21 protein-coding genes and 1 riboswitch are annotated in these 22777 nt (G+C 64.7%); of the genes, 5 read left to right on the forward strand and 16 right to left on the reverse strand.

All coding sequences use genetic code 11. The annotated features are described in order from the left end of the window. Nucleotides 1-58 precede the first annotated feature (58 nt). Genes RCH10_RS00075 through RCH10_RS00085 form a run of 3 tightly spaced genes read left to right on the forward strand, consistent with a single transcriptional unit; the run spans nucleotide 59 to nucleotide 2732 of the window. A complete protein-coding gene (locus RCH10_RS00075) occupies nucleotides 59-832 on the forward strand; it encodes a ferredoxin--NADP reductase (protein ID WP_323497297.1) in 774 nt (257 codons plus the stop codon). Continuing rightward, complete coding sequence (locus tag RCH10_RS00080; protein ID WP_409050779.1) at nucleotides 832-1587, forward strand: TetR/AcrR family transcriptional regulator; 756 nt, start codon at nucleotides 832-834, stop codon at nucleotides 1585-1587. Before RCH10_RS00075 ends, RCH10_RS00080 begins: the two co-directional genes overlap by 1 nt. Further along, a complete protein-coding gene (locus tag RCH10_RS00085; RefSeq protein ID WP_409050780.1) occupies nucleotides 1533-2732 on the forward strand; it encodes an amidohydrolase family protein in 1200 nt (399 codons plus the stop codon). The genes RCH10_RS00080 and RCH10_RS00085 overlap by 55 nt, the downstream gene beginning before the upstream one ends. 45 nt (nucleotides 2733-2777) lie before the next feature. Here the strand turns inward: RCH10_RS00085 and RCH10_RS00090 are convergent, their stop codons facing one another. Continuing rightward, complete coding sequence (locus RCH10_RS00090; protein WP_323497300.1) at nucleotides 2778-3257, reverse strand: VOC family protein; 480 nt, start codon at nucleotides 3255-3257, stop codon at nucleotides 2778-2780. A 123-nt stretch (nucleotides 3258-3380) separates the two neighbouring features. On the opposite strand from RCH10_RS00090, the gene RCH10_RS00095 reads away from it, so the two are divergent. Next, nucleotides 3381-4295, forward strand: coding sequence for a protein NO VEIN domain-containing protein (locus RCH10_RS00095; RefSeq protein WP_323497301.1), 915 nt, complete (start codon nucleotides 3381-3383; stop codon nucleotides 4293-4295). Between the two features lie 34 nt (nucleotides 4296-4329). Here RCH10_RS00095 and RCH10_RS00100 read toward each other — a convergent pair whose 3' ends face one another. From RCH10_RS00100 to RCH10_RS00125, 6 genes are all read right to left on the reverse strand, one after another. Further along, a complete protein-coding gene (locus RCH10_RS00100; RefSeq protein ID WP_323497302.1) occupies nucleotides 4330-4728 on the reverse strand; it encodes a GtrA family protein in 399 nt (132 codons plus the stop codon). 40 nt (nucleotides 4729-4768) lie between these two features. Then, a complete protein-coding gene (locus RCH10_RS00105; RefSeq protein ID WP_409050781.1) occupies nucleotides 4769-5728 on the reverse strand; it encodes a glycosyltransferase family 2 protein in 960 nt (319 codons plus the stop codon). Next, a complete protein-coding gene (locus RCH10_RS00110; protein ID WP_409050782.1) occupies nucleotides 5725-7527 on the reverse strand; it encodes a glycosyltransferase family 39 protein in 1803 nt (600 codons plus the stop codon). Before RCH10_RS00110 ends, RCH10_RS00105 begins: the two co-directional genes overlap by 4 nt. A gap of 54 nt (nucleotides 7528-7581) precedes the next feature. Continuing rightward, nucleotides 7582-10308: a methionine synthase gene (gene metH / locus RCH10_RS00115; RefSeq protein ID WP_409051312.1), complete on the reverse strand. Its 2727-nt coding sequence runs from the start codon at nucleotides 10306-10308 to the stop codon at nucleotides 7582-7584. Between the two features lie 74 nt (nucleotides 10309-10382). After that, nucleotides 10383-10467, reverse strand: a riboswitch (S-adenosyl-L-homocysteine riboswitch). A 48-nt stretch (nucleotides 10468-10515) separates the two neighbouring features. Next, the gene (gene dinG, locus RCH10_RS00120; RefSeq protein WP_409050783.1) at nucleotides 10516-12801 is read right to left on the reverse strand and encodes an ATP-dependent DNA helicase DinG; all 2286 of its coding nucleotides are present in this window, start codon (nucleotides 12799-12801) and stop codon (nucleotides 10516-10518) included. 35 nt (nucleotides 12802-12836) lie between these two features. Beyond that, a complete protein-coding gene (locus tag RCH10_RS00125) occupies nucleotides 12837-13286 on the reverse strand; it encodes a PACE efflux transporter (protein WP_323499801.1) in 450 nt (149 codons plus the stop codon). Nucleotides 13287-13358: 72 nt separating this feature from the next. On the opposite strand from RCH10_RS00125, the gene RCH10_RS00130 reads away from it, so the two are divergent. Next, nucleotides 13359-14243 (forward strand): LysR family transcriptional regulator, encoded by an 885-nt coding sequence (locus RCH10_RS00130; RefSeq protein WP_323497307.1) that lies wholly within the window; start codon nucleotides 13359-13361, stop codon nucleotides 14241-14243. 28 nt (nucleotides 14244-14271) lie between these two features. Here RCH10_RS00130 and RCH10_RS00135 read toward each other — a convergent pair whose 3' ends face one another. From RCH10_RS00135 to RCH10_RS00175, 9 genes are all read right to left on the reverse strand, one after another. Next, a complete protein-coding gene (locus tag RCH10_RS00135; protein ID WP_323497308.1) occupies nucleotides 14272-15039 on the reverse strand; it encodes an SH3 domain-containing protein in 768 nt (255 codons plus the stop codon). Nucleotides 15040-15260: 221 nt separating this feature from the next. Beyond that, nucleotides 15261-16304, reverse strand: coding sequence for a homocysteine S-methyltransferase family protein (locus RCH10_RS00140; RefSeq protein ID WP_323497309.1), 1044 nt, complete (start codon nucleotides 16302-16304; stop codon nucleotides 15261-15263). 62 nt (nucleotides 16305-16366) lie between these two features. Further along, on the reverse strand, nucleotides 16367-17200 hold the full coding sequence (locus RCH10_RS00145) for an alpha/beta fold hydrolase (RefSeq protein ID WP_409050784.1): 834 nt from the start codon (nucleotides 17198-17200) through the stop codon (nucleotides 16367-16369). Nucleotides 17201-17280: 80 nt separating this feature from the next. Then, on the reverse strand, nucleotides 17281-18093 hold the full coding sequence (hutG, locus tag RCH10_RS00150) for an N-formylglutamate deformylase (RefSeq protein WP_409050785.1): 813 nt from the start codon (nucleotides 18091-18093) through the stop codon (nucleotides 17281-17283). After that, entirely contained in the window at nucleotides 18090-19499 is a 1410-nt protein-coding gene (locus RCH10_RS00155) for a formimidoylglutamate deiminase (protein WP_409050786.1), read from the reverse strand. The genes hutG and RCH10_RS00155 overlap by 4 nt, the downstream gene beginning before the upstream one ends. Beyond that, complete coding sequence (gene hutI, locus RCH10_RS00160; RefSeq protein ID WP_409050787.1) at nucleotides 19496-20746, reverse strand: imidazolonepropionase; 1251 nt, start codon at nucleotides 20744-20746, stop codon at nucleotides 19496-19498. The genes RCH10_RS00155 and hutI overlap by 4 nt, the downstream gene beginning before the upstream one ends. Further along, complete coding sequence (locus RCH10_RS00165) at nucleotides 20725-21300, reverse strand: HutD family protein (RefSeq protein WP_409050788.1); 576 nt, start codon at nucleotides 21298-21300, stop codon at nucleotides 20725-20727. Before RCH10_RS00165 ends, hutI begins: the two co-directional genes overlap by 22 nt. Beyond that, entirely contained in the window at nucleotides 21297-21965 is a 669-nt protein-coding gene (locus RCH10_RS00170) for an amino acid ABC transporter permease (protein WP_323499789.1), read from the reverse strand. The genes RCH10_RS00165 and RCH10_RS00170 overlap by 4 nt, the downstream gene beginning before the upstream one ends. An 18-nt stretch (nucleotides 21966-21983) precedes the next feature. Beyond that, the gene (locus RCH10_RS00175) at nucleotides 21984-22739 is read right to left on the reverse strand and encodes a transporter substrate-binding domain-containing protein (RefSeq protein ID WP_409050789.1); all 756 of its coding nucleotides are present in this window, start codon (nucleotides 22737-22739) and stop codon (nucleotides 21984-21986) included. Between the last annotated feature and the right edge of the window lie 38 nt (nucleotides 22740-22777).

The following is a 22777-nucleotide window of genomic DNA, read 5'->3' on the forward strand; positions in this document are numbered from 1 at the left end:
TGGCAACCTAGGACAATCGGATGACCGACTTCTGTTCACAACCAACATCGAATCCCGTATGAGTGCATTCAGCGAAGAACGTGTCCTTACCGTCCACCACTGGACCGACCGGCTGTTCACCTTCACCACCACGCGCGATCCTTCCCTGCGCTTCTCGAACGGCCACTTCACCATGATCGGCCTCAAGGTGAACAACAAGCCGTTGTTGCGCGCCTACAGCATCGTGAGCCCCAACTACGAAGAGCATCTGGAGTTCCTGAGCATCAAGGTCGAAGACGGCCCTCTCACCTCGAAGCTGCAGCATATCCAGCCGGGCGACACCATCATCGTGGGTCGCAAGCCCACGGGCACGCTGCTGATCGACTACACGCTGCCCGGCAAGCGGCTCTATCTGTTCGGCACCGGCACCGGCCTCGCACCGTTCATGAGCATCATCCGCGACCCGGAAACGTACGAGAAGTTCGAGAAGGTCATCCTGGTGCACGGCGTGCGCCAGATCGACGAGCTGGCGTACCACGACCTGGTGACCGACCATTTGCCCAAGCACGAAATCCTGGGCGAGATGATCGAAAAGCAGTTGCTCTACTACCCGACCGTGACGCGTGAAGAGTTTCGCAACATGGGCCGCATCACCGAGCTCATCGAAAGCAACAAGCTGACCGACGACCTGGGCCTGCCGCCAATCAACGCCTCAGAAGACCGCGTCATGCTGTGCGGCAGCCCCGGCCTGCTGGTCGATCTAAAGCACATGCTCGAAGCGAAGGGTTTCAAAGAAGGAAATACTTCGACGCCCGGCGACTTCGTCATCGAACGCGCCTTCGCTGAAAAATAATGGAGCGCAAGGCCGCCGCCAAGCCCACACGCCGCACCGGCGTGCGCGAGGCTGCGGCGCAGGCCACGCGCGATTCGATCTTGAAGGCCGCCACCAAGGTCTTCGCCAAGTACGGCTACGACGGCGGCAGTGTCGAGAAAATCTCGAAAGCCGCCAAGTCGTTCGACCGGATGATCTATTACTACTTCGGCAGCAAAGAGGGCCTCTTCATCGCGGTGCTCGAAGGCATCTATCGGCGCATGGACGAGGCAGAGGCCTCGATCGAACTCGATGCCACGCGACCGGTCGAGTCGCTCACCGCGGTGATCCGCTTCGTGCTCGGCTACTACCGCAAGAACCCCGAGTTCGTCACGCTGCTCAACACCGAAAACCTGCACAAGGGCCGGCACATCGCCAAGTCGCTGCGGGCGCGCGAGTACTCCTCGCAGGCCATCGCCATCATCCAGCAGTTGCTCACCAGTGGCGTGGCGCAAGGGCTCTTTCGTGCCGACGTCGCCGCCCGCGATCTGTATCTGCTGATCGCATCGACCGGCTACTTCTATACGTCGAACCGACACACGCTCACGGCGTTTCTGGGCGAGCCGCTCGAAACGCCCGAAGCGGTGTCGCACTGGGAAGACTTCGTCATCGAGACCGTGCTGCGCACGGTCGATGCCGGCGTCCCCGATGAACAAACAACAGTCCCCCACGAGGTCAAGAAATGGCAGAAATCGCAACCGGCGGCAAGTCGGGCAAAGTCGTCATCCAGAACATAGGCCTGCTACTTTCGGGCGACATCGACAAGCCCATTCTCAATGCCGACACCATCGTGGTGAACGACGGTTTGATCGTCGCGGTCGGCAAGTACAAGGACCTGGACGTCGAGGGTGCCAAGACCGTCATCGACTGCCACCAGACCACCGTGGCGCCCGGTCTCATCGACAGCCACGTGCACCCGGTGTTCGGCGACTGGACGCCGCGCCAGAGCCAGCTCGGCTGGATCGAGTCGAGCATGAACGGCGGCGTGACGACCATGATCTCGGCCGGGGAAGTGCACTTGCCAGGTCGGCCGAAGGACATCGTCGGATTGAAGGCGCTCGCCATCACGGCGCAACGCGCGTTCGACAACTTTCGCCCGGCCGGCGTGAAGGTGCTGGCCGGTGCGCCGGTCATCGAAAAAGGCATGGTCGAGAGCGACTTCAAGGAACTGGCCGAAGCCGGCGTCGGCCTGCTGGGCGAAGTGGGACTGGGCACGGTCAAGGCCGGCTACGAAGCCAAGGAGATGGTCGCGTGGGCCCGCAAGTACGGCATCCAGAGCACCATCCACACGGGCGGCCCTTCGGTGCCGGGCTCGGGCTACATCGACAAGGACGTGGTGCTCGAAGCCGACGCTGACATCATCGGCCACATCAACGGCGGCCACACCTCGCTGCCCGAAGCGCATGTGTGCGAGCTCTGTGAGAAGAGTTCGCGCGCCATTGAGATCGTGCACAACGGCAACGAGAAAACCGCCATTGCGGCGGCCCGCGCCGCCATTGAACTCAAGTGCCCGCACCGCGTCATCCTCGGCACCGACGGGCCGGCTGGCTCGGGTGTGCAACCGCTCGGCATTCTGCGCATGGTCTCGTTCATTTCTGCCTTCGCCAACATCCCTGCGGAGCAGGTGTTCTGCTTTGCGACCGGCAACACGGCGCGCATCCGCAATCTGAACAGTGGCCTGATAGAGGTCGGCCGCGATGCCGACTTCGTGTTCATGGACCGGGCGCAGCATTCGCCCGCGTCGGGCCTGCTGGAGAGCGTGCAGATCGGCGACATTCCCGGCGTCGGCATGGTGATGATCGACGGCATCGTGCGTTGCGGCCGGAGTCGCAATACACCGCCTGCGACCGAGGTGCCGACGGTAGTTTCCGGCGCGCACTGAGCGCCACCAGCGCCCCGCGTTGTCGGGCATCGGCCCGGCGACCGTTCAGCCCCGCCGTGCCGCCTCGATCGCAACGACGTCGATCTTCTTCATGGTCATCATCGCGTCGAACACGCGCTTGGCCGCCGTGCGATCGGGGTCCGCGATGGCAGCCATCAGTACGCGCGGCGTGATCTGCCAGGACAGGCCCCATTGGTCCTTGCACCATCCGCACTCGCTTTCCTGACCGCCGTTGCCGACGATCGCATTCCACAAGCGATCGGTCTCGGCTTGGTCGTCGGTCGCGATCTGGAACGAGAACGCCTCGCTGTGCTTGAAATGCGGGCCCCCGTTCAGACCGATGCAGGGGATGCTCGCAACGGTGAACTCGACCAGCATCACATCGCCCTGCTTGCCATCGGGATAGTCGCCCGGTGCATGGTGGACGGCGCCCACAGCGCTGTCAGGGAACGTCTTGGCGTAGAAGGTGGCGGCGTCCAACGCGGTGCCGTCGTACCAAATACAAATCGTGTTTTTAGGGGTCATTTCGTATCTCCTGAAAATTGAGCGAAGCCGAACCCGAAACGAATTCTGCGCGAGCCACCCGACAATGGCCAGAGCGCTTCGCGGCATACTTGAGACGGTCACAACCCGCAGATTCCCTCCCGCATGGAAAAAGAAGTCGAACCCGCCGTCCTGGCCCTCATCAACGAAAAGCGCCTCACCGGCGAAAAGCGCACGCCTGTCGAAATCATCGCCCGCATGGGCGTGTTCGAAGCGCGCGACAAAGCGGGCGACCACGCCTGGCTGGCGACCGGCGACAACGTGATCGCCACCGTCTGGGCGGAGCTGGTCAGCATCTCCGGCGATGGGCGCTGGTTCTATCTCGAGTCGCTGGATGCGCAGCGCCGGCTGGACGGCGGGGAGCGAAGCGCCCAGCAGATTCAGCGCGCCAAAGACCGTCTGACTTTGCTCAAGCGGTCGCTCGACGCGGGCCAAGGCGTGCGGGCCGTATTGCAGACGAACCGCATCGAGATTGCCGACCTGGAAACGGACAAGGCGGCCAAAGTCTCGACACGTGTCCCGGACGAGCAGGAATGGCACGTCGCTTCGTGGGATGCCGACCTGAAGGTCGCAGTGCTGGTGCGCGGCGCGCGCGGCTGGCTGCCCACCGACGAAGACATGCAGGCCGCACGTGCGCGGGGCGGCGTTCCGGTGCCGCCGCCGGAAGTCGTGGTGGTCGTCGCCTCCCGCGAAGAGCTGCAGACGGCCGCGCTGGAGTATCTGACGCGCCACTTCGCGGGCTACGGATACAAGCCTGAGAACGTGGTCGGCCAGAACCTCGGCTACGACATCGAGGTGAAGGACAAGAAGGGCGCCACGTTGCTCAAGCTCGCGGTGAAAGGCACAGCGGCGGGGATGGCCAGCTTTCAGCTCTCGGCGCAAGAGCGCGCGTGCGCCAAGACGACAGACCAATGGCGCCTGGTCGTCGTCACCGATGTCCCCGGCCCGGCGGCGGCGCACAAGCTCTACAAGCCCACCGAAATCGACAGCGCGTCGGGGCTCGAGCCGCTGCTCGACTAGCCTGCCCTACCCTGCGTAGCGCCGCGGTTCGCAGTCAGGGACCGCGCCGGGCCTTGAACACCAGCTGCCGCGCCGACAGGAAGTTCAGCGTGAGGCCGGCGCAGCTGCCGAGCGCCACGCCGAGCGCGGGTGCCCAGCGACCGTCGATCCAGTGCAGGGTCGCGACGTAGACCGCGTAGTTGATGACGGCGCCGCCCAGCATCGTCACCAGATAGCCGAGGTACTCACGCACGATCGACGTGTCTGACGACCGCGCCGCGAAGGTGTAGCGCCGGTTGAGCGCCCACGTCGTGCTGGCCGCGGCCAGAAACGACATGACGCGTGCTGCATACCAGCCGAGCACCGGCGCGGCGAGGTACAGCACGCCGACGTCGACTCCCAGGCCGACGATGCCCACCGCAGCGAAGGTCAGGAATTCACGACCGAGCTTCATCGCGCTTTGATCGCCGGATCACTGCAGATCGATGGATGCTTCAAGGCTCGACAGCGTGTCGCACGCCCGGAATCGCGAGGTAGCGCAGCCGCTTGGCTTCCCGCCGGCCGATGGTCACCGTATGCAGCACCACGCCGCAAACGAAGGCGAGCATGGCGGTCAGCATGCTGCCGGTGAGCAGCACGGCCGTCGGCAAGCGCGGCACCAGACCAGTTTGGACGTAAGTGAGCGCTAGCGGCAGGGCGGCCAACAGCGATACGAGCGCCAGCACCCCTGCGATGCTGGCAAAGAACTGCAGCGGCCGTTCGCTCACGAACAGCTTGCAGATCGTCCTCAGGATGCGCCAGCCGTCGCGGTAGGTCGACAGCTTGCTGTGCGAGCCCTCGGGCCGCGAGCGATAGCGCACCGGCAGTTCGGCGAAGGGCATGCGCAGTTCGAGCGCGTGCACCGTGAGTTCGGTCTCGATCTCGAAGCCCGCCGACACGGCCGGGAACGACTTGGCATAGCGGCGCGAGAACACCCGGTAGCCCGACAGCATGTCGGTGAGGTGGCCGCCGAAGAGTCCGACGACAGCGCCGGTCAACATGCGATTGCCGAGCCGGTGGCCAGCCCGGTAGGTCTCGGCATCGGCGCCGTCGTCGACGCGATAGCCGACCACCATGTCGAGGTTGCCTGCCACCAGCGCATCGATCATCGGGCGCACGCCGTCCAGATCGTAGGTCGCGTCCCCATCGACCATCACATACACGTCGGCCTCGACATCCGCGAACATGCGCCGTGTGACGTTGCCCTTGCCGGCCAGCGCCACGTGCGTGACGCGCGCCCCGCTGGCGCGTGCCACTGCGGCGGTGTCGTCGGTGGAGCGGTTGTCGAAGACATGGATCTGCGCTTCGGGCAAGACGTCGCGGAACTCGGCGATGACTTGGGCGATGGCCAGCGCTTCGTTGAAGCACGGGATGACGGCGGCGATGCGCAGGGAAAGTAAGGAGAGTTCGGTCATGGCGCGTCCGCGAGGATACGGTAGGCCTTGGCACCGTCCTTTTCGAACAGTGGAACGAAGTGCTTGTCGAAGCCGGGCTTGCTGCTCAGGCCCGCCACATAGGGCGAGGCGACGACCAGAGAACCGAAGCCCAGCGACATGAACTTGCGCGCCATCTCGGCTGGCGGCGCAGCCAGAAAATCGGCGTAGCGCCACGGCCCGAGCATGTCGCCCCAAACCTCGTCGGGGCCGTAGTAGATCGCCTCGCTCAGCGCCACCTGATAGAGCTTGCCGTGCGGATGCTCGCGCAGGTAGCGCATCACTTCATAGCCCGGTACGTTCACGCGCAGGAAGGCATCGCGCGTGTCCTGCGTGAGCGAGACCATGGCGCCTCTCTTGAATGTCTGTTGCACCGACATGGCGGCGAGCGTGACGATCAACAGCCCACCGACCCAAACGCCGACCGTCGACCATCGTGACCACGCCGCGAACGCCGGTGCGGCCTTGCGAACGCCCGAAGCGATCGCCTTGAAGAACACGGCCCAGCCCAGCGCAGACATGAGCGCGACCAACGGGTACGACGCCGTCATGTAGCGCGGATAGCGCGACGTCACGAGCCAGACGACCAGCGAGTAGGCGCAGAACACGACCGCCGCGCGCACCGCCGCAGACCGCCTGAACCATGGGCTCAAAGGCGCCAGCACGACGCCCCAGATCGCCAGGTTCGGCCATGCCGCGTGCGCCTTCACGTCGTCGAACTGGTTCTGATAGTCGGCGGCGTTCCAGTTGGTGAAGCCGAACAGGCGCGCGCCGATCGGGTTGAACGGGTCGCCCGTCGTGATGGCGTTGCGCGCGTACCAGTAGATGCACGGCAGCAAGAAGCTCAACAGCGCGAGCGCCAACACCTTGGGCCGACGCTCGCGCCACAGCACGAACACCGCGACCAACGGAAGAAAAGTCAGCGCCTGGTACTTGCACCCTGCCGCCACGCCGAAGAAAAATGTCGCCACGACCAGCCAGCGCGGCGCTTGCGGACTCTTCGCATCCTGCGCCTCGCGCCACCACCACAGCGCGACGCAGCCGGCCAGCACGAACAGTGCGACGCCCATGTCGATCAGCGCACTGGCGTAGTCGCCCAGGCCGAGCCAGATGGCGGCGCCGGCGAGCGCGAGCGTACGGCTGGTGTGCTGTCGTCCGAGCCGATAGACCATCCCTACCGACAGCGCGCCCGCGAGCGCGCTCAGGAAGTGCGGCAGTACGTCGTCGCCGACCAGCAGCGCGGCCGCATAGAGCAGGTTGTAGTTGTACGGAAACCAGGGGTAGCGCAGCCAGTCGTGGATGCCGAGCGTGCCGGTCTGCGCCAGCATGCGCGCGTACGGCAGGTGGTACATCAGTTCGTCGAAGACGGCCGGCGGAGCGAGCGGTGCGACCAGCGCAGGAAGAGCGATCAGCGCGAGCGCGGCGAGTGCGGCTTTGTCGAGCCAAGACATCGACGCGTCGACGCCCCAGGAGGAAGGAAAGACAGCAGCCGCGGCACGCTCACGCAATTGCCGCCGCCATGCCGGCACTTGCAGCGCCGCAGCGCCGATGCCGATAGCGACCAGCACAAGCACGCCCGTCACGCCGAACAATCCCGCAATGGCCAATGCCTGAAACGCGCAGATGAACAGGCCGACCCCGAGCGTGGCGCTCATTGCCGCTTCGAGCCAAACGTCGGCCGGCGTGGGCACGCCGATGCGCGACAACACGGCGCACCCGTAGCCCCAACAGCTCACGACGAACACCGCCAGCGCCGCGTAGTGCGCCGCTGCAAAAATCAACTTCTGGAAAATAGAAACTCCCGGTCGCCGGCCACGGACGCACCGGCCGACGGGTTATAGATTCGGAGCCAGCAGCCGCTCCAACTCGGCCTCGCTTTGTTTCCTGCGCGCCGCCTGGTCCTGCAACTGGTCATGCCCGATTTTGCCGACGTTGAAGTACGTCGAGTCAGGATGGCTCAAATGGAAGCCGCTGACGCTGGCGGCGGGCGTCATCGCGAGGCTTTCGGTCAGCGTCATGCCGATGTCCTGGCACTGCATGACTTCGAACATCTCGCGCTTGACGCTGTGGTCGGGGCAGGCCGGATAGCCGGGCGCCGGACGAATGCCGCGGTACTTCTCGGCGATCATGTCTTCGTTGCTCAGGCCTTCGTGCGGCGCATAGCCCCAGAGGTCGGTGCGCACGCGGTGATGCAGCGATTCGGCAAAGGCCTCGGCCAGCCGGTCGGCCAGCGCCTTCAGCATGATGGCCGAGTAGTCGTCCAGGTCGTCGACGAAGTACTTCTCCTTCTTCTCGACGCCCAGGCCCGCGGTAACAGCGAACATGCCGACATAGTCTTTCAGGCCGCTGTCTTTCGGCGCGACGAAGTCGGCCAGGCAGCGGCTCGGTCGCATCACGCCGTCGATCATCTGCTTCTCGGTCTGCTGGCGCATGCCATACCAAGTCATGGCGACCTCGGTGCGGCTCTCGTCGGTATAGAACTCGATGTCGTCGTCGTTCACCGTGTTGGCGGGCCAGAAACCGACGATGCCGCTGGCGCTGAGCCAACGGCCTTCGATCAGGCGCTTCAACATGCGCTGACCGTCGGCATACACGCGCACGGCTTCGGTTCCGACCACCTCGTCTTTCAGGATGGCGGGAAACGGACCCGCGAGGTCCCAGGTCTGGAAGAACGGGCCCCAGTCGATGTACTTGGCGAGCTCGGTCAGGTCGTAGTTCTTGAACACGCGGCGACCGATGAACTTGGGCACCGGCGGCGTGTAGTTCGCCCAGTCGATCGGCGTCTTGTTGGCCCGCGATTTCGCCAGCGACCACATCGGTATCTGCTTCTTGTTGGCGTGCTGCAGTCGCACCTTGTCGTAGTCGGCGTTGAGTTCGTCGATGTACTTGGTGGCGTTGTCCGAAAGGAGGCTCTGCGCCACACTCACGCTGCGTGAGGCATCGGGCACGTAGACGACCGGGCCCTCGTAGTGCGGCGCGATCTTGACGGCCGTATGCACGCGACTGGTGGTCGCGCCACCGATCATCAACGGGATTTTCTTGATGCGGAAATGGTCGTCGCGCTGCATCTCGCCGGCGACATACTGCATCTCTTCGAGGCTCGGCGTGATGAGGCCCGAGAGCCCCACGATGTCGGCGCCCTCGACCTTGGCGCGCGCCAGAATTTCGTGGCACGGGACCATCACACCCATGTTCACCACTTCGAAGTTATTGCACTGAAGCACGACGGTGACGATGTTCTTGCCGATGTCGTGCACGTCGCCCTTGACCGTCGCGATGATGATCTTTCCCTTGGTGCGCACATCGCGCCCCGCGGCTTCGTCGAGCAGTTTTTCCGCCTCGATGTAGGGCAGCAAATGCGCCACGGCCGACTTCATCACGCGTGCCGATTTGACCACCTGCGGCAAGAACATCTTGCCCTGGCCGAACAGATCGCCCACGACGTTCATGCCGGCCATGAGCGGCCCTTCGATCACATGCAGCGGCCGGCCGCCTTTCGCCAAAATGATCTGGTAGGCCTCCTCGGTGTCGTCGACGATGAAGTCGGTGATGCCGTGCACCATCGCATGCGACAGGCGCTGGTCGACCGCCACCGGGTGCTCCGGCGTGCCGCGCCATTCGAGCTTCTTGCTCTCGTCCTTGGCGCCGCTCTTGGCCGTCTCGGCCACTTCGACGAGGCGCTCGCCAGCGTCTTCGCGGCGGTTGAGCACCACGTCTTCCACCCGCTCGCGCAGCACCGGCTCGAGGTCGTCGTACACGCCGACCATGCCGGCATTCACGATGCCCATGTCCATGCCCGCCTTGATGGCGTGGTACAGGAACACGGTGTGGATGGCTTCGCGCACCGGGTCATTGCCGCGAAAGCTGAAGCTCACGTTCGACACGCCACCCGACACGCGCGCGCCCGGCAGGTTTTGCTTGATCCAGCGCGTCGCGTTGATGAAGTCGACCGCGTAGTTGTTGTGCTCTTCGATGCCGGTCGCGATGGCGAAGATGTTCGGGTCGAAGATGATGTCTTCGGGCGGAAAGCCGACCTCGTCGACCAGGATGCGATAGGCCCGTTCGCAGATTTCGATCTTGCGCTGGTAGGTGTCGGCCTGGCCCTTTTCGTCGAACGCCATGACCACCGCTGCAGCGCCGTAACGCCGCACCAGCTTGGCCTGCCGCTTGAAGCCGTCGACGCCTTCTTTCATCGAGATCGAGTTGACGATGCCCTTGCCCTGGATGCAACGCAGACCGGCTTCGATGACGTCCCACTTGGAGCTGTCGACCATGATCGGCATGCGCGCGATGTCGGGTTCGCTGGCGATCAGGTTCAGGAAGCGGACCATGGCAGCCTTGCTGTCCAGCATGGCCTCGTCCATGTTGATGTCGATTACCTGCGCGCCGTTCTCGACTTGCTGGCGTGCTACCGCGAGCGCCTCCTCGAACTGACCATTCAAGATCATTCGGGCAAATGCTTTCGAACCGGTGACGTTGGTGCGTTCGCCGATGTTGACGAACAACGCGCCCTCGCCGATCGTGACCGGCTCCAGGCCGGAAAGCATCAGCGGCGGAGGAATCGGAGTACCTGGGGTCTCTGGGGACTCGGATTTCGGGGACGTCTGGGACACGGGCTCACCTGTAGATTTTTGAGATCAGGTGAGCGTCGTTACGATCCCGAGCCTGACGTGGCCGGGTCTTGAGAAAGACCGGTCAACGCTGCAACGCTCCTCGAGAGGCTTAATTTTAGGCGGCTTTCGGATCGTCGATGCGGCGTGAGGGTTTGGTCAAACGACCACCGCCACCTCCGTCGCACGCACAGTCGTCAGCGCAAACGCCGGCAAGCCCTGCAGCAACCGTTGCCCATAAGACGTACGAACCAGCCGCCGGTCATAGCAATACACGCTCGCCCGATCGTCCTCGCTGCGGATCGCGCGACCGACCCACTGCGCCAAACGAATCGCCGTCGCCGGCACCACCAACTCGGTGAAAGGATCGCGGCCGACGGTACGCAGCCACTCGGCGCGGGCTTCGCTCACCGGATCGTCGGGTGATGCGAACGGCAGCTTGGCGATGAAGACCGATTCGCACAGCTTGCCCGGCAGATCCAGCCCTTCGCCAAAGGATTGCATGCCGAAGATGATCGACGGCAGGCCCTCGGCGACGCGGTGGCGGTGCGTGGCCATCAACTGCTGGCGCGGCATCGCCGTCTGCAGCAGCACGATGGGCTTCAGGCGGGACGTCAGCGCCTCGACAGCCATGCGCAATTGCTCCCGCGAGGTGAACAGCACGAGCGCACCGTGCCGCACATCGGCCAGATCGCGCATCAATGCTTTCACCATCTCGGCGACATAGGCGGCAGCTTCGCGAGGATCGGCTCGGGTCTCGACCGCGATGAGCTTGCCTTGCTTGGCGTAGTCGAACGGGCTGGGCACTTCGAGCGTGGTCGCGACGCCTTCCTCGTGCAAACCGTGCAGGCCCGACTCGCGCAAGAAAAAATCAAAGCGTCCGCAGCTGGTCAACGTGGCCGATGTGAGCACTGCGCCGCGCACCTTGTTCCACAGGTTGTTGCGCAGCGTCGCTCCAGGCAGCAACGGACTCGCGTGGGCTTGCAGCGTGGCCAGGTCGCCATCGACTTCCAGCGTGAACCATTTGGCGGCCGGCGCTGCACCGGGCGTTGCGTCGCGCAACAGCAATTGAGCGGTGTCGAGTGTCTGTTCGAGCCGTGGCGCCAGCGCGCCGAGTTGGGCATACATGGCGGACAGCCGGCGGGCGAGTGCTGGCTGGTCGCGCATTTCGGCTCGCAACGCGCTCGCGATGACACGCAACGCGTCCAGAAATCCGGAAGCATGGTGCGCCACCCGACCGAGTGGTCCCTGCAGCGATTCCGGCAGTTCACCGAGCGGCAAACGTGCCCGGGATGTGTTGCGACCCGTTGCGTTGAAGGCGTTCGCGAGGCCGGTCTGGAGAGCTTCTCCGTACAGTTCCATCACCAGCCGCTCGACCTGTTGTAGCGCCTGTCGCATCTGCGAGGCATGCATCGGAATGTCGGCCACCTCGGTCACCTCCAGCCGCACGCCAACGCGCACCGCACGCTGGGCCAGCCGCTCGGCCCACACGTGGCGGCCCAGGTCCATGCGGCAGGCAAATTGCGAGAGCGCGGTGGCCGGCAAATGGTGCGCCTCGTCGAGGATCAGCAGGCAGTTGTCGAGCTCGGGCAGCAAGCGGTTGTTGAGCGACGACAGCAGCAGGTCGTGGTTGACCACGATCACCTGCGCGCCGACCAGCGTCTTGCGGCGCTCGTAGTAGACGCAGCCGTTGAACGATGGGCAATGCTTGCCGGTGCACGACGCAGCGTCGGCCGCCATCGGTGCCCAGAGGTCGGCGGCGGGCTGGGCGTCGAGCGAATCACGGTCGCCGTCCCATGCCCCGCGGTTAAGCGCTTGCGCGATACCGGTATGGAACTGGAGGCGCGCGGCGACCTCATGCGGTGGCCGCACGGCGCGCGACGCGCCCTCGCCGGCCTCTTCGTCGGCGAACAGGTCGTCTTCGAAGTTGTCGCCCTCTTCGCCGTGGCTTCCGTGCTCTGCGTCGGCGCCATCCGCCGCCATGCCGGTCAGGCGTTCGAGCTTCAGCTTGCACACGTAGCGACCGCGGCCCTTGGCGAGCGCGAAGCGAAACGGCTCGGGCAGCAACGCGGCGAGCGCCGGCAAGTCCTTGTTCACCAACTGCTCTTGCAGCGCGACCGTAGCGGTGGAAATCACCACGCGCGTGTTGCGCGCCAGGGCAAGCGCGATGGCAGGTGCGCAATAGGCGAGCGACTTGCCGACGCCAGTCCCTGCCTGGATCACGGCAATCGCGCGGACCGGCTCATCGGCGCCGCTGACGGCGCCGATTTGCGACTCTTGCGGAAGATTCGACTTTTCAGCCTTGCCGAGCGTGGCAACGCTCAGCGTGCGCGCCACGTGTTCGGCCATGCGCCGCTGCCCTTCGCGACTGCGAAATCCCTTGCTCGCGGCCACCGCCCCGTCGAACGCCTGCAAGGCCGACGCGGCCCATTCCAAAGATGACATCGAGCGAGTGTTGCATGCCGCAGTGCGGCGCTGGTTCAGGCCGGCTGAGCAGCGCTCGTGGAAGGCGTTGCAGCCGATGTGGGCAGACCGAAAACGGTGTCGAAGCCCCAATTGAAAACGAAGGTGTAGACCAGGAAGAACACGACCAGGCCGAGGTCCATCACCAGCGCCTCCAGAAGACTCACGCCCAGCGCCCAGGCGAACACCGGCACCAGAAAGGCGATCAACCCGCCCTCGAAGCCGACGGCATGCGCGATGCGGCGCTTGACGCTGCGGCCACGCACGGCTTGCCGCGATTCCCAGCGCTCGAAGAGCGCGTTGAAGGCCAGGTTCCAGAGCACGGCGATGACCGAGGCGACCACGGCCAACGCCCCCGAATGACCGAGGCCCTGCCCCGACATCAGCGCGAGCCCGACGCTGGCGGCCACGATGGCGATGCCTTCGTAGAGGGTGATGTAGACGACGCGACGTTTGATACCTTGCATATCCCGACTTTATGTTTGGCGTGCTGACATATAAAGTTATCTACTTTCAATCTGACTGATAGGTAAGACGGCATGGCTTGGTCGAGCGACAGCGTCGAAGTCTTTCTCGCGGTAATCGACAAAGGCTCGTTCTCGGCCGCCGCTCGGGCGCTGGGCCGCGTGCCTTCGGCGGTCAGCATGGCAATCGCCAACCTCGAAGCGGAACTCGATTTGCCGCTGTTCGACCGCGCCGGCCGCGAGCCGCGGCCCAATGCCGCCGCGCGCTCGCTGGAGCCGCAAGCGAGGTTGCTGGCAACGCAGTTGCGGCAGTTGCAGGTTCAAGCGCTTTCGCTGACACAGGGCCTGGAACATCGACTCACGCTCGCCATCGCGCCTGAGTTGCTGGCGGCACCGTGGAGCGCCGCGCTCGCCACACTGGCGCAAGAGCATCCCCTGCTCGAAGTCGAGGTGCTGGCGGCGCCGCAGGCCGATGCGCTCGACATGCTGCACACCGGTCGCGCGCAACTGGCGCTCGTGTTCGAGCGGCCGAGCCTGGACGGTCGCGAAGGCTTTCAGGAAGTGAGCAGCGAGACGATGGTCGCGGTCATCGCGCCAGCGCACCCCGTGCTCGCACAGGCCGCCGGCAAACTGCGTGAACAACACCTCATCACGACGCGGCAGATCGTCGTCGCTGGGCGTGATCTGGCGACGAGCGATCCGCGCTTCGTCTACGCGCGGGACACCTGGCGCACCGACAACGCGCTCGCGGCACTGAGCCTGATCGCGGCAGGCCTGGGTTGGGGCTGGTTGCCGCGCAACGTGGTGCTGCCGCACATAGCCGCTGGCGCACTGGTCGAAATTCCTTTTGAGAACCTCAGCAACGGACTCGACCTATGGGTCGACGTCGTGTGGTCGAAAGAGCGGCCGCTCGGGCTGGGCGCCAGCCGCTTCGTCGACCTGATGCGACGCCGCGGGTGAGCAGCGAGCGAAGTCGCTGTGGGTCAGGTCAGGGACCGTCCTTCTGGAAGCCATTGCTGCGCGGCGGTGTGTTGGACGGCGCTGGCGGCGGCGACGGCTGGAGCCCGACGCCCGGCAGCGGACGAAAGCCGGGCTGCGGCATCGGTTGGGGACGAAACCCCTGCTGCGGCGGGTTGAAGTTTCCGCCGGGTGGACGGTAGCCGGGAGGCTGACCGCCACCGGGCCCGCCGAAATTGGGATTGCCGGGGCGACCGGGGCCATAGCCGGGGCCGTAACCGGGACCATAGCCCGGGCCATAGCCACCTCCGCCACCGCCACCTGGAAACGGATTCGGCCGCCAGCCCGGTTCAGGCGGCCGTTCCGGTCGCCAACCCTGTACGGGCGGCGGTTGCCGATTGCCCCAGTAGCGACGGTCGCCGTACCAGGAGCGATCACGGTAGTTATCGGCCCAGTAGTTGCCGATTGCGAAGCCGACGATCGGGATGCCGATGCTGGCGCCGTAGGTGGCCAACGGCACACGCTGGTCTTCGTAGGCGTAGTCGAGGCTTTGAGCTGCAACCCATCCACGCAGTTCGTCGGGCAACACGACGTCGCACCAGCCGTAGCCGTTGGTGCATCCGATGACGTCGAGCGGCTGGCCCGGACCGAGCCGCGCCACCGTCGGGTAGTCGCCCGAGGGACCGGCGCGCAAGTTGACGGGCCCGCGCGTGAAGGCCTGCTGTGCAGCGGCTGCCACCGGAAGAATCAGCGCGAGGGCGCCGATGCCGATCCATCGCTGAGCATTTGTCTTGTTCATGTTGAGTCCTTGTGCGAGGTCAGGGTAGGCCGCGGTCTGAAGCGTTGTCAATCGGCCTTAACCGCGTCTGTGCCGGCCTGGCCTTGTCGAACAACGCGGCATGAAGCGTCCGCGTGCACGCTCGTTGCGTTTGGAGCGCAAGCTTCATCTGCGCTTCACAAATTTGCTGAAAGTGAAGACTCGCAGAGTCGCCGATCGAACGCAGATTGCGACGCTTCCGATCAGGCGGCTTCGCGATAGAACGCATTGCGCAGCACGCGTCCGTGCAGCGGCGCCACTGCCCGCCCGATGGCGGCGATGTGGTCGGGCGTGGTGCCGCAACAACCACCAACGATGTTGACCAACCCTTCGGCGGCGAACTCGTGCAGCAGCCGCGATGTGACTTCGGGCGTCTCGTCGAAGCCGGTCTCACTCATTGGATTGGGCAGTCCGGCGTTGGGGTAGCAGCTGATGAAAGTGTCGCCCGCGACCTTGGCCAGCTCCTGGATGTACGGCCGCATCAGCGCCGCGCCGAGCGCGCAGTTGAGGCCGACGGCCAGCGGCTGTGCATGCCGGATGCTGTGCCAGAACGCGGTCACGGTCTGGCCGCTCAGGATGCGGCCCGATGCGTCGGTCACGGTGCCGCTGATGATCAGTGGCAGCCGCTCGCCGCTGTTGTCGAAATACTCCTCGACCGCGAACAGCGCGGCCTTGGCATTGAGCGTGTCGAAGATCGTCTCGACCAGGATGACGTCGGAGCCGCCTTCGACCAGTGCCTCGGTCTGCTCGTAGTAGGCCGCCCGCAGCGATTCGAAGTCGACGTTGCGCGCGCCCGGGTCGTTCACATCCGGGCTGATGCTCGCGGTCTTGGGCGTTGGGCCGAGCGCGCCGACCACGAAGCGTGGCTTGTCGGGCGTGCTGAATTTGTCGCAGGCTGCACGGGCCAACCTGGCGGACTCGACGTTCATCTCGCGTGCCAGATGCGCCATCCTGTAGTCTTCCTGCGCGATCGTGGTGGCGCCGAAGGTATTGGTCTCGATCAGATCGGCACCGGCGGCCAGATAGCTTTCGTGGATGTCCTGAATGACATCGGGGCGGGTGAGCGAGAGCAGCTCGTTGTTGCCTTTGACGTCGCGCTCGAAGTCTTTAAAGCGATCGCCCCGGTATTGCGCTTCGTTGAGTTTGAAGCGCTGGATCATCGTGCCCATCGCGCCGTCGAGGATAGCTATGCGTTGGGCGAGGATGCCAGGCAACGCCTGGCCGCGGGTGTAGACGAGAGGCTTCATGCTTCCGATTGTAGAAACCGGGACTTCGGATGCCCGGCGAATAACCCCGAAGCGCCCGGAACTCAGACGGCCAGGAACTCCAGCAAGGCCTTGTTGAATTCGGCAGCGTGCGAGAGGTTCACCCCGTGCGGGCCACCCTTTATCAGGGTGAGGTGACTGCCTGCAATCGCCTTGTGCGTGCGCGCACCGCTCACTTCGAACGGCACGATTGCATCGGCATCGCCGTGAATGACCAACGTGGGCACCTTGATCTTTTCCAGGTCGGCCCTGAAGTCCGTGCGACCGAAGGCGGCCACGCAATCCAGCGTTCCCTTGGGTGAGGCAAAAGCCGCGATGTTGCGCGCATACACCCGCTGGCTCTCGCTGACTTGCACCTTGTCGCCGGCCTTGAAGAAGTTTTCGGTGAAGGCGTCCAGGAAGGCGAGCCGGTCACTTTCGACACCGCCTTGAAATCCCGCAATCGTTGCATCGTCCAGGCCGCCCTCAGGATTGTCCGCCGACTTGTAAAGGTATGGCGTCACAGCGGAAGCAAACACTGCCTTGGCAATTCTTGCGGTGCCGAACTTCGCGATGTAACGGGCAACTTCACCGCCGCCCATTGAAAAGCCGACCAGCGTTACGCCGTGCAGCTCGAGCTGCGTCAGCACTGCATCCAGGTCCGCCGCGAACGTGTCGTAGTCGTAGCCGGCCCACGGCTGCGAGGAGGTACCGAAGCCGCGTCGGTCGTAGGTGATGACGCGATAGCCGGCCTTGATCAGCGCAGGCACCTGCGCCTCCCAGGAACGACCGCTCAACGGCCACCCATGAATCAAGACCACAGGCTTGCCGACACCATAGTCCTCATAGTGAAGTTCGACGGGGTGATGTGCCTCGGTGGCAACCTTGATCATCGGCATACATTTCTTCCTGTGGGGTGTTTGGACAATCGGACGGTATCTTGCGCCACCTCCCTGCTTCTGCTGCCGCCTCGATGTCCCTAGCGTTTCTGGGCGAACTCCAGCGCCGCGTTGAGCATCTGCCGAACTTGAGGCGAGACGCCGGCCGCTGCTTCGGGCAAGTAGTTGAACGGCAGCGCTTCCTGCATGTAGCTGGACTGGGTCATCTCGAGTTGCACCGCGTGCACGCCCGCGGCCGCATCGCCATATTCGCGCGTGATGTAGCCGCCCTTGAAGCGGCCGTTCAACACGCCCGCGTAGGACGGCGCCGACTGCGCAATGCCCAGCAGTGTCGATGCAAGCGCTTCGCTGCAGCTCGCGCCGTTGGCGGTGCCCAGATTCAGGTCGGGCAGCTTGCCTTCGAAGAAGCGCGGCAGTCGCGAGCGGATCGAATGCGCGTCCCACAAGACGACGGTGGTGTGCGCCGCCTTCATTCGGGCGAGTTCAGCTTGCAACTGCCGGTGGTATGGATGCCAGACCGCATCGCGACGCGCGGCGATTTCGGCGTCGTCGGGCACATCACCTGCGGTGTAGATCGGCGTGTCGTCGAAGGTGTCGATCGGGCACAGGCCGGTCACGCTCTGGCCGGGATAGAGGCTGGCGCCATCGGGCGCGCGATTGAGGTCGATGACGTAGCGCGAATGCGTGGCGATCAGCACCGACGCGCCGAGTTCATCGGCGAAGTCGTAGAGCCGTTCGAGGTGCCAGTCGGTATCGGGCACATGGCGCGCTTCTTCTGTCAGGCGCACTGCCAATGCCGGGGGAACGTAAGTGCCGACATGCGGCATGGAGATCAGCAGCGGGCGCGTGCCCTGGCGAAAGCGGAATGGGGGCTGGTCGGTGACGAAGGTCATGTGGTCGAAAGCAGTTGCGTGCGCGCAGCGACGAAGCCTGCTGCTGCACTGTCGTGAAGAAGGTGCCGGCCGCCACTCGCGCGCTGTTCGCCACCGATCCACACAGCGTCTATGGCGCTGGTGCGGTGACTCGCGAATACGTGCGACGAGAGCATGTCCTCCGCGTTCAATCCGGCGAGCGCCAGATGCGCTGCATCGAGCACGACGAAGTCGGCGCGCTGACCGATCGCGAGGCCGGCGACGCATCCGGGGTCCAGGCGGCCAGCCGCCTGCGCGCCGCCCTGCACTGCGGCGAGCGTCATCGCCGTGGCGACATGCGGTTGTCCGCTGTCGGCAACGACGTTGCGCTGGCGCGTCGCGAGGCGCTGGCTGTATTCGAGCATCAGCAATTCCTCCGCGGCGTTGACGCAGATGTGGCTGTCGGAGCCGACGCCCCACACACCACCGGCCGCGCGCCACGCGGGCAGGTCGAAGATGCCGTCGCCAAGGTTGGCTTCGGTCGTCGGGCACAGCCCCGCGACGGCCCCGCTTCGGGCCGCACGCGCGTACTCGTCGGTGTCCATGTGCGTCGCATGCACGAGGCACCAACGCGCATTCACGTTGGCGTGATCGAGCAGCCAGGCGACTGGCCGTTGCCCGCTCCAGGCGATGCAGTCGTCGACCTCTTTGGTCTGCTCGGCGATGTGGATGTGAATGGGCGCGGTGGCATCGATCGCGTCGAGTCCGGCAAGCGCTTGGCGCAAGCCTTCGGGCGGCACGGCGCGCAGCGAATGCGGCGCGAGGCCGAGCCGTGCGCCTTGCGCATCGCACAGTGGCTTGAGGCGTTCGAGCAGTCGCAGCATCGAGTCGGTCGAGCGGATGAAGCGTCGCTGGCCGTCGCCCGGTGCGGTGCCGCCGAAGCCGCTGGTTTGGTACAGCACGGGCAGCAAAGTCAGGCCGATGCCGGCGCGGTGCGCGGCACGCATGAGGGCCAGCGCGAGCGTGGCGTCGTCGGCATACGGACGGCCATCGGCGTCGTGGTGCACATAGTGAAACTCGCAGACCGACGTGTAGCCGGCCTCGATCATTTCGACGTAGAGGCCGAGCGCGATGGCTTCCATTTGCGCCGGGTCGAGCCGCAGCGCGAAACGGTACATCAAGGTGCGCCAGCTCCAGAAGCTGTCTTGCTGTCCGTCGATGCTCCGGCCGCGGAATTCAGTAAGGCCGGCGATGGCGCGCTGAAAGGCATGCGAATGAAGGTTGACCATGCCGGGGATGAGCGGGCCGTTGGCGACCGGGTCACCCGCTACAGGCTTGGCGTCGTGCTCCACGTGCGCAATGTCACCGGCCGCATCCCATGTCAAACGGACGTTGCGTGTCCATCCTCCGGGGAGCAGGGCATCTGCGGCGAAAAGCGCATGGTTCACGTTCTGTTGCTTCCCACAGCGATCTTCCCCTGCCGCACCACAGTCCTCACCGGCCGCTGACCGAACCAATAAGCCAGCTCGGCAGCATCCTGCAAGTCCCACAAAACGAAGTTCGCCGGCCGCCCGACCGCCAACGTGCCGTGCGTTTCCTGCAGTCCCAACGCACGTGCCGCATGCACCGTCACGCCATCGATCGCCTCGGGAACGGTCAGCCGAAACAAGGTGCATGCCATGTTCACCATCAGCAGCAAACTCAGCACGGGCGAGGTGCCGGGGTTGTGATCGGTCGACACCGCCATCGGCACGCCGGCCGCACGCAACGCGGCGATCGGCGGCAGTTGCGTGTCGCGCAATGTATAGAACGCGCCGGGCAACAGCACGGCGACGGTGCCGGCCTCGCGCATGGCGTCGATGCCGGCTTGCGACAGGTGCTCGATGTGGTCGCACGACAGCGCGTCGTAGCGTGCGGCGAGCGCGGCGGCACCCATGTCGGAGAGTTGTTCGGCATGCAGCTTGATCGGCAAGCCGAGCGCTCGCGCCGCCTTGAAGACCTGCTCGGTTTCAGCCAGAGAAAACGCAATGCGCTCGCAGAAAACATCGACCGCATCGACGAGTCCTTCGGCTGCCAGCGCGGGCAGCATCTCGTTGCACACGAGGTCGATGTAGTCGCGACTGCCGTGCGGTCGGCCGGCGTACTCGGGCGGCAACGCATGCGCGCCGAGGAAGGTGGTGCGTACCGTCACGCCATGTGCTCGGGCCAGTCGCCGTGCCACACGCAACTGCTTGCGCTCATGTTCCAGCGCCAGGCCGTAGCCCGACTTGATCTCGATCGCGCAGACGCCTTCGGACAACAGGCTTTGCAATCGATGCGATGCGCTCGAGAACAGTTCGTCTTCGCTCGCCTCGCGTGTGGCGCGCACGCTCGCGACGATGCCACCGCCTGCCTTCGCGACCTCTTCGTAACTCGCGCCGGCCAGCCGCATCGCGAACTCGTTGGCGCGCTGGCCACCGTAGACCAGGTGCGTGTGGCAATCGACGAGGCCGGGTGTGACGAGCGCGCCGCCGCCGTCATGGGTCTTCAACCTCGCGAACTCTTTCGGCACTGCATCGGGCGAACCGATCCAGCGGATGACGCCGTCCGTCACCACGAAGGCGGTGCCATTACCAAAGACAGAACGCAATCCGCTCCACAACCCATCGGCAGAAGGCAACGCTTCGAAAGCCGTCACTGCGCGCTCGGCTTCCATCGCACAGCCACCAGCTTCGCGCTGCGGCTCAACGGCGCCAGCCGCCACTCGGTCCGGACATCGGCCCACCAGATGCCTTCGCCCTGATTCAACTTCTGCTCGCCGACCTGCCAGTGGCCGTCGAGGCTCATCAGCACGCCGTACTCGGCAGCGCCGAGAGTCAGGCCTTCTTCGAATACCCGCACATCGACGACCCAGGCAGACCGCCGCGTCATCACGTTGAAGTCGCTCGACGCACCGCCGATCAACGTGCATTCGACATCGACATCGCCGCTGAACGCGAAGGGCTCGTGCGGCTCGTCGAGCCGGCGCACGACGCTGCCATCGACGGAACGCAGGCGCATGCCTTCGCCGTCGAGCAGCACGATGGTGCGGTCCATGCCGGGGAATACCGAGAACGGTCCGCTCGCCGCGACGGTGCCGACGCTCACGCGCCAATCGAACGCGTCGAGCTCTGCCTCTGGTGGCCAGGTGGCGATCTCCTGGGTGGTACCGCCGCCGTTTTTCCACGGGGTCGAGCGCAGTGCGTTGCGAGCGAAACGTTGCAGGGTCATCTCAGCAGTCCACCTTGGCGAAGTCGTTGTTCGAAATGGCGCAGCACCAAAGTGACAGCACCGGTCAGCACGAAGTACACGAGCGCTATCGCAAGGTACACCTCCAGCGAGCGGTACGACACGCTGATGATTTTCTGCCCTTCATGCATCACGTCGTGAATGGTGAGCAAGGACACGAGCGCCGAGTTCTTGATCAGCGCGATGAACTCGTTGCCCAGTGGCGGGATCATGCGCACGATAGCTTGCGGCAGGATCACCTGTCGCATCGCGACAGCCGGCGTCATGCCCAGGGATTCAGCCGCCAGGGTCTGGCCACGGTCGATCGACTGGATGGCGCCCCGCACGATCTCCGACACGTACGCACCCGAGTACACGCCCATGCCGAGCACGCCGCACAAGAATGCCGGCAGCAGGATGCCGAAGTGCGGCAGCCCGAAGAAGAGGATGAAGAGCTGCACCAGCAACGGCGTGCCCCGAATGACCGCCACATAAGCCGTGCACACCGAATAGAGCCAGCGGCGCTTCGGATTCAGCCGGCCGATGCCAACCAGGAGGCCGAGCACGCAGCCGAGCAGCAGCGCGCACGCCGTGAGCTCGACCGTGACGAGCGCGCCCTGCAAAAGGGCAGACCAGCCTTGCCAGACGGGGGAGAAATCAAGATCCATGGGGCCGGTCAGCCGGCATCACTTCGCCGTGTTGCTGAACCACTTCTTCACGATGGCCGCATACGTGCCATCCGCCTTCATCTTCTCGATCGCGCCGTTCACCGCCTTCGTCAGTTCAGGCGTGTCCTTGCGGATCGCCATGCCGTACTCCTCTGTCGTGAGTTGCTCGTCGAGCACCTTCAGGCCCGATCGCATGCGCACGTATTGATAGGCGGCGGGCTTGCCCGTGACGGCAGCGTCGCTGCGGCCGATGTCGACCAGGTTGAACATCTCCTGGTTTTTCTCGACCTCCATCAGCTGCACTTGCGGGTACTTCTCCTTCACGTACGTGACCGATTTGGTACCAACCTGCACGCTGACCTTCTTGCCGTTCAAGTCGGCGGGCGTCTTGATGCTGGTGTTGTCTGCCTTGACCATCGCGACGAGCCCGCCCGCGTAGTAGGGCACGGTGAAGTCGACGACTTTCTTGCGCTCGTCGGTGATGTAGATGGCCGACACCGCCATGTCGAAGCGCTTGGAGATCAAACCGGGGATGAGCCCCTTGAAGTCGATGTCGGTCCACTCGATCTTCTTGCCCAGCGTCTTGCCGATGGCCTCGACCAGTTCGATGTCGAAACCGGTGCGTTTGCCGTTGTCGACGAACTCCATCGGCGGAAAGGTAGCGTCCGTGCCGACGGTGATGGTGTCGCCGGTTTGCGCATGCAGCGCGGAGGCAAAGCCGAGCGTGGCGAGGGCTGTCGTTGCGACAGCGAGAAACTGACGGCGAATGGGCATGGAAGCTTTCAATGGAAGATGACGAAAAGAAAAGGAAA

Source organism: Variovorax sp. GrIS 2.14 (assembly GCF_046115955.1).
Taxonomy (GTDB): domain Bacteria; phylum Pseudomonadota; class Gammaproteobacteria; order Burkholderiales; family Burkholderiaceae_C; genus Variovorax.

Excerpts from the sequence above, each read along its gene's own strand:
- RCH10_RS00075 (WP_323497297.1), top strand. The coding sequence starts at position 59 with ATGAGTGCATTCAGCGAAGAACGTGTCCTTACCGTCCACCACTGGACC.
- RCH10_RS00080 (WP_409050779.1), top strand. The coding sequence starts at position 832 with ATGGAGCGCAAGGCCGCCGCCAAGCCCACACGCCGCACCGGCGTGCGC.
- RCH10_RS00085 (WP_409050780.1), top strand. The coding sequence starts at position 1,533 with ATGGCAGAAATCGCAACCGGCGGCAAGTCGGGCAAAGTCGTCATCCAG.
- RCH10_RS00090 (WP_323497300.1), bottom strand. The coding sequence starts at position 3,257 with ATGACCCCTAAAAACACGATTTGTATTTGGTACGACGGCACCGCGTTG.
- RCH10_RS00095 (WP_323497301.1), top strand. The coding sequence starts at position 3,381 with ATGGAAAAAGAAGTCGAACCCGCCGTCCTGGCCCTCATCAACGAAAAG.
- RCH10_RS00100 (WP_323497302.1), bottom strand. The coding sequence starts at position 4,728 with ATGAAGCTCGGTCGTGAATTCCTGACCTTCGCTGCGGTGGGCATCGTC.
- RCH10_RS00105 (WP_409050781.1), bottom strand. The coding sequence starts at position 5,728 with ATGACCGAACTCTCCTTACTTTCCCTGCGCATCGCCGCCGTCATCCCG.
- dinG (WP_409050783.1), bottom strand. The coding sequence starts at position 12,801 with ATGTCATCTTTGGAATGGGCCGCGTCGGCCTTGCAGGCGTTCGACGGG.
- RCH10_RS00125 (WP_323499801.1), bottom strand. The coding sequence starts at position 13,286 with ATGCAAGGTATCAAACGTCGCGTCGTCTACATCACCCTCTACGAAGGC.
- RCH10_RS00130 (WP_323497307.1), top strand. The coding sequence starts at position 13,359 with ATGGCTTGGTCGAGCGACAGCGTCGAAGTCTTTCTCGCGGTAATCGAC.
- RCH10_RS00135 (WP_323497308.1), bottom strand. The coding sequence starts at position 15,039 with ATGAACAAGACAAATGCTCAGCGATGGATCGGCATCGGCGCCCTCGCG.
- RCH10_RS00140 (WP_323497309.1), bottom strand. The coding sequence starts at position 16,304 with ATGAAGCCTCTCGTCTACACCCGCGGCCAGGCGTTGCCTGGCATCCTC.
- RCH10_RS00145 (WP_409050784.1), bottom strand. The coding sequence starts at position 17,200 with ATGCCGATGATCAAGGTTGCCACCGAGGCACATCACCCCGTCGAACTT.
- hutG (WP_409050785.1), bottom strand. The coding sequence starts at position 18,093 with ATGACCTTCGTCACCGACCAGCCCCCATTCCGCTTTCGCCAGGGCACG.
- hutI (WP_409050787.1), bottom strand. The coding sequence starts at position 20,746 with ATGGAAGCCGAGCGCGCAGTGACGGCTTTCGAAGCGTTGCCTTCTGCC.
- RCH10_RS00165 (WP_409050788.1), bottom strand. The coding sequence starts at position 21,300 with ATGACCCTGCAACGTTTCGCTCGCAACGCACTGCGCTCGACCCCGTGG.
- RCH10_RS00170 (WP_323499789.1), bottom strand. The coding sequence starts at position 21,965 with ATGGATCTTGATTTCTCCCCCGTCTGGCAAGGCTGGTCTGCCCTTTTG.
- RCH10_RS00175 (WP_409050789.1), bottom strand. The coding sequence starts at position 22,739 with ATGCCCATTCGCCGTCAGTTTCTCGCTGTCGCAACGACAGCCCTCGCC.